The organism is Streptomyces sp. IBSBF 2435, from assembly GCF_036815005.1.
GTDB lineage: Bacteria > Actinomycetota > Actinomycetes > Streptomycetales > Streptomycetaceae > Actinacidiphila.
The window spans coordinates 1-5,184 of sequence record NZ_JAJSYW010000295.1 but is presented as its reverse complement, the minus strand read 5'-3'; the positions used below and the strand labels follow the sequence as shown (position 1 = coordinate 5,184).

Annotated in this window: 7 protein-coding genes; 5 read left to right on the top strand and 2 right to left on the bottom strand. The window is 73.6% G+C overall.

The features are described 5' to 3' along the window. The first annotated feature begins 70 nt into the window (after nucleotides 1-70). From V7E46_RS32260 to V7E46_RS32245, 4 genes are all read left to right on the top strand, one after another. Nucleotides 71-976: an ABC transporter ATP-binding protein gene (locus tag V7E46_RS32260; RefSeq protein ID WP_333771728.1), complete on the top strand. Its 906-nt coding sequence runs from the start codon at nucleotides 71-73 to the stop codon at nucleotides 974-976. Between the two features lies 1 nt (nucleotide 977). After that, nucleotides 978-1,790, top strand: coding sequence for an ABC transporter permease (locus V7E46_RS32255; protein WP_333771726.1), 813 nt, complete (start codon nucleotides 978-980; stop codon nucleotides 1,788-1,790). Nucleotides 1,791-1,830: 40 nt separating this feature from the next. After that, nucleotides 1,831-2,592, top strand: a complete 762-nt coding sequence (locus V7E46_RS32250; RefSeq protein ID WP_333771725.1) for an ABC transporter permease — start codon at nucleotides 1,831-1,833, stop codon at nucleotides 2,590-2,592. A gap of 84 nt (nucleotides 2,593-2,676) precedes the next feature. Then, on the top strand, nucleotides 2,677-3,351 hold the full coding sequence (locus V7E46_RS32245) for an HD domain-containing protein (RefSeq protein ID WP_333771724.1): 675 nt from the start codon (nucleotides 2,677-2,679) through the stop codon (nucleotides 3,349-3,351). A 15-nt stretch (nucleotides 3,352-3,366) separates the two neighbouring features. Here V7E46_RS32245 and V7E46_RS32240 read toward each other — a convergent pair whose 3' ends face one another. Beyond that, entirely contained in the window at nucleotides 3,367-3,645 is a 279-nt protein-coding gene (locus V7E46_RS32240) for a DUF4031 domain-containing protein (protein ID WP_333771723.1), read from the bottom strand. Beyond that, entirely contained in the window at nucleotides 3,642-4,031 is a 390-nt protein-coding gene (locus tag V7E46_RS32235; protein ID WP_329178149.1) for a hypothetical protein, read from the bottom strand. The genes V7E46_RS32240 and V7E46_RS32235 overlap by 4 nt, the downstream gene beginning before the upstream one ends. Nucleotides 4,032-4,152: 121 nt before the next feature. On the opposite strand from V7E46_RS32235, the gene V7E46_RS32230 reads away from it, so the two are divergent. After that, nucleotides 4,153-5,121 carry a MurR/RpiR family transcriptional regulator gene (locus V7E46_RS32230; protein WP_443054416.1) on the top strand — a complete coding sequence of 323 codons (969 nt, stop codon included), beginning with the start codon at nucleotides 4,153-4,155 and terminating at the stop codon, nucleotides 5,119-5,121. The last annotated feature ends 63 nt before the right edge of the window (nucleotides 5,122-5,184 follow it).

The following is a 5,184-nucleotide window of genomic DNA, read 5'->3' as shown; positions in this document are numbered from 1 at the left end:
GCCGCAGGGCGCGAGGGGGCAGGAGGGCGCGGACGGCGGCCCGTTGATCGAGGCGGCCGGCCTGCGCAAGGTGCACACCCCGCGGGGCGCCGGCGCCCCGACCGAAGCCGTCGCCGGCATCGACTTCACCGTCCACCGCGGCGAGGCCTTCGGCTTCCTCGGCCCGAACGGCGCCGGAAAGTCCACGACGATGCGCATGATCGCCGCCGTCTCCCCGGTGTCGGGCGGCTGGCTGCGCGTGCTGGGCATGGACCCGGCCGCCGACGGCCCCGCGATCCGCGCCCGCCTCGGCTCCGTACCGCAGGACGACACGCTCGACACGGAGCTGACCGTCCGCGAGAACCTGCTCGTCTACGGGCGCTACTTCGGCTTTCCGCGCGCCGTCATCCGCGAACGCGCCGCACAGCTGCTGGACTTCGCTCGGCTCGCGGACAAGGCGGACGAGCAGGTGGAGGCGCTGTCGGGCGGGATGCGGCGGCGGCTGACGATCGCCCGCTCGCTCATCAACAGGCCGGACATCCTGCTGCTCGACGAGCCGACGACCGGGCTCGACCCGCAGGCCAGGCATCTGCTCTGGGAGCGGCTCTTCCGGCTCAAGCAGCAGGGCGTGACGCTGCTGCTGACCACGCACTACATGGACGAGGCCGAGCAGTTGTGCGACCGGATCGTGGTGATGGACCACGGGCGGATCGTCGCGGAGGGCAGCCCGGCGGAGCTGATAGCCCGGCACTGCACCCGCGAGGTGCTGGAGCTGCGCTTCCCGCCCGACCGCCAGCAGGACGTCGCCGCACGGCTCGGCGGCATCGGCGACCGCCTCGAAGCGCTGCCCGACCGGCTGCTGGTCTACGCCGACGACGGCGAGGACGCGCTCGCCGCCGTGCACCGCGGCGGAGTCGAGCCGCTGACCGCGCTGGTGCGGCGGGCCGGCCTTGAGGACGTCTTCCTCACCCTCACCGGCCGGACGCTGGTGGACTGAGATGACGACCGCCGCCACCGCACAGCTCGACACATTGGTCGCCCGGGTGCCCGCGCTGCGGGAGTTCGGCTACTGGATGCGCCGCTACCGCCGCGTCTGGCGCGGCACCGTGGTGATGAGCGTGGCCAACCCGCTGCTCTTCCTGGCCGCGATGGGCGCGGGCCTGGGCAAGCTGGTGGACGCCAACCACAGCGGCCACCTCGCGGGGACGCCTTACCTGGACTTCCTCGCCCCGGGCCTGCTCGCAGCCTCCGCGATGCAGAACGGCTTCATCGAAGGCGCCTTCCCCGTCTTCCAGTCGTCCCGCAGCCGCGGCAACTACCCGGCCGCCGCGGCCACTCCGATGCGCCCCGCCGACATCCTGGCCGGGCATCTGCTCTTCGTGGCCTTCCGGGTCCTGCTCAGCGGGGTGCTCTTCCTGGCGGTGGTCGTGGCCTTCGGGGTGGTCGGCCCGGCACGGGCGGCCCTCGCCGCCGGACCGGTCCTGCTGACCGGTACGGCCTTCGCGGCCCCGCTGATGGCCTGGGCGGTGACCGTGGACCGGCAGAGCCGCCTCAACGGGCTCTACCGCTTCGTGGTGATGCCGCTCTACATGTTCTCCGGCACCTTCTTCCCCATCGGTCAACTCCCGCACTGGCTGCGGGCGGTGGCCGCCTGCACGCCGCTCTACCAGGGCGTGGCGCTGACCCGGGCGGTCGCCCTGGGCGACGCGCAACCGGGGGCCACCGCCGTGCACATCGGCTATCTGCTCGCACTGACCGCCGCCGGAGTGTGGGCGGCCCGCCGGGCGTACGTCCGGCGGCTGAACCGCTGAAAGGACCGCCGTGCTCAGCGCGTTGTGGAGTTCCCCGGCCGTGGCAGGTCCCGCCGCCCTGGTCGAGCGCAACCTCGTCATCTACCGCCACACCTGGTACCTGCTGCTGGCCGAGATCTTCGAACCGGTGCTGTACCTGCTGTCGATGGGCCTGGGCATCGGCGCGCTCGTCGGCCATGTCCCGGGGCTCGGCGACCCGTCGGTCGGCTACGTCGACTTCGTCGCGCCCGCGCTGCTGGCCACCGCGGCGATGAACGGCGCCATGAACGAGACGACGTTCAACATCTACGGCAAGCTCAGGATGCTGCACACCTACGACTCGGTCCTCGCCACCCCGCTGCGGATCCGCGATGTCGCGCTCGGCGAGGTCGCCTGGGCGCTGCTGCGCGGCACCGCCGTCACGGTCGTCTTCGGCGCGGCCGTGGCCGCCTTCGGCCTGGTGCACTCGCTGTGGGCGCTGCTGATCCTGCCGGGCGCGCTGCTGATCGCCTTCGCCTTCGCCGCGACGGGCCTGGCGGTCGTCACGTACGTCCGCAGCTGGCAGGACTTCCAGCTGATCCAGCTGGTGATGCTGCCGATGTTCCTGTTCGCGACGACCTTCTACCCGCTGGGCGTGTACGCCCGTCCGGTGCAGATCGCGGTGGAGTGCCTGCCGCTGTACCAGAGCATCGAGCTGATCCGGGAGCCGTCACTCGGCGTCATGGACGCCGGGGTCGGCTTCGCCGCGCTCTATCTGCTGGCGTTCGGGTCCGCGGCCCTGGTGGTGGCGCTGCGGCGGCTGGAGCGCACGCTCGTGCCGTAACAGCCGGGGCCGCCCGGCGACCGTGACGCCGCGCCGGACACCCCGCACCTGGGCCGCTTTCACCATTCCGCCACAATGGCCCGCATGCCTCACACCAGGGCCGCCGCCCACCACCGCTACGACGCCCTGCTCGCCGAGTGGACCGAGCTGCTGCGCCGCTGCCAGAGCGCAGCCCCCGACGACGCCCCCGACCCGGTGCCGTACGGGCGCGACCTGCTGGAACGCTGGGGCGAACCGCAGCGGCGGTACCACACGCTCGACCACCTGGGCGACGTGCTGGCCCGCGCCACCGAGTTGACCGCCTACGCCGACGACCCCGACACGGTCGCGCTGGCCGCCTGGTTCCACGACGCCGTCTACCGCCCCGACCGCAGCGAGAACGAGGAGCGCAGCGCCGACCTCGCCCGCCGGGCCCTGCGCGAGGCGGGCGTCACCGCCGACCGTACGGACGAGGTCGTCCGGCTGGTCCGCCTCACGATCACCCACGACCCCGCGCCCGGCGACGCCGACGGCGAGGTGCTCTGCGACGCCGACCTCGCCGTGCTGGCCGGCGACCCGGCCTCCTACGCGGCCTACGCCGCCGCCGTCCGCGAGGAGTACGCCTTCGTGCCCGACCCGGACTTCCGCGCGGGACGTGCGGGCGTCCTGCGCCAGCTGCTGGCCCTCCCCCACCTCTTCCGCACCCCGTACGGCCAGGAGCGCTGGGAGCGCACCGCCCGCCGCAACCTCACGACCGAACTGGAGCTGCTGGAGGCCTGACCGCCCCCGGCGCGGTCAGCCGGCGGCGCGGCCCGGCGCGTACTTGCGGCGCCGCAGGCCCGCCTCCGTCAGCCGCCTGACCAGTTCCCTGCTGCCGATCTCGACGGCGCCGAGCCGCACCGCGTCGGCGTAGCGCTCGGCCGGTATGTCGTAGTGGTCGCGCTCGAAGGCGCGGGGCGGGGCGCCGAGGCGGGCGGCGAAGGTGTGCAGCTCGGCGTAGGAGGCGTCGCTGACCAGGTGGGACCACAGGCGGCCGTGGCCCGGCCAGGTCGGCGGGTCGAGGTAGACGGTCACCCGGCCGCCCCGCGGCCCTGGCCGCCGAGACCGCCGGCCTGCCCGCCGAGACCGCCGACCGGCGCGACCGCCTCGCCGATGGCCTCGCACACCCAGTGCGGGTCCGCGCCCAGCTCGGGCTCGACGGCCAGCGCGTGCGGCTCCTCGCAGTACGGGCACAGCGGCCAGCGGCCGTACGTCTCCAGCAGGGCGTCCTGGACGTCCTGGGCGACCAGTCCGGGTACGAAGTCGGCGCCGTCCGGCCACTGGTCGAGCCACCAGCGGCGGTCGGCGACCGCGTCCTCGACCAGGGAGACGACGGCGGGGCCCGCGACGTCGCGGGCGGTGAGGTCGGCCAGTACGAGGGCACGGGCGGTGTGCAGCACCGCCTCTGCGGGTTCTTCCATGAGGTCCATTGTCCCAGGGGCCCGGCGGGACCCGCAGCGCCGCGAAACAGGACGTCCGGGGGCCGCAGGGCGCCGAAAAGTCCCTTGACGATGCCCGTGGCATGAAAATACCTTTCATCAAGTGACCCACAGCGTGAAGGAAAATTTCCCTCCGGGCGCCCGCCCCCTCCGCGGCGCCGCGGACGCGCCCGTCATACCCGTCGCACCCCCCGACCCGGGGGCGCTCGCCGCCAAGGTCCGTACGCTCGCGCCGTCCATGACCCGCTCGATGCAGCGGGTCGCGGAAGCCGTCGCGGGCGATCCGGCCGGCTGCGCCCAGCAGACCGTGACCGCGCTCGCGATCCGTACGGGCACCAGCGAGGCCACCGTCGTGCGCACCGCCCGGCTGCTGGGCTATCCCGGCTACCGCGACCTGCGGCTGGCGCTGGCCGCGCTCGCCGCCCAGCAGGCCGCGGGGGCGCCGCCCGTGGTGACCGCGGACATCGCGGTGGACGACCCGCTCGCCGACGTCGTCGCCAAACTCGCCCTGGAGGAACAGCAGGCCCTTGCCGACACCGCCGCCCAGCTGGACATGGCGCAGCTGGAGGCGGCGGTGACCGCGCTGGCCGGCGCGCGCAGGACGGATGTGTACGGGATCGCCGCGTCCGGCCTCGTCGGCCAGGACCTGGCGCAGAAGCTGCTGCGGATCGGGCTGATCGCGCACGCGCACACCGACCCGCACCTGGCGGTGACCAACGCCGTACAGCTGCGGCCCGGCGACGTCGCGATCGCGATCACCCACTCGGGCAGCACGCACGACGTGATCGAGCCGCTGCGGGCCGCCTTCGACCGGGGCGCGACCACCATCGCGGTCAGCGGTCGCCCGGACGGCCCCGTCACCCAGTGGGCCGACATCGTGCTGACCAGCTCCAGCTCGCGCGAGAGCGAGCTGCGGCCGGCCGCGATGTCCAGCAGGACCGGCCAGCTCCTGCTGGTGGACTGCCTGTTCGTGGGGGTCGCCCAGCGCACGTACGAATCGGCCGCGCCCGCGCTCGCCGCCTCGTACGAAGCACTCGCACACCGGCACAGGCCGCGTGCCGCTCGTGGCTGATAATGCACTGAAATAACGTGTTGAAAGCATTTTCTCCTGGCCCGCACCCAACCCGCCAATGCC

Bases quoted from the DNA above. Each gene is read 5' to 3' on its own strand.
- V7E46_RS32245 (WP_333771724.1), top strand. From the start codon at position 2,677: ATGCCTCACACCAGGGCCGCCGCCCACCACCGCTACGACGCCCTGCTC.
- V7E46_RS32255 (WP_333771726.1), top strand. From the start codon at position 978: ATGACGACCGCCGCCACCGCACAGCTCGACACATTGGTCGCCCGGGTG.
- V7E46_RS32235 (WP_329178149.1), bottom strand. From the start codon at position 4,031: ATGGAAGAACCCGCAGAGGCGGTGCTGCACACCGCCCGTGCCCTCGTA.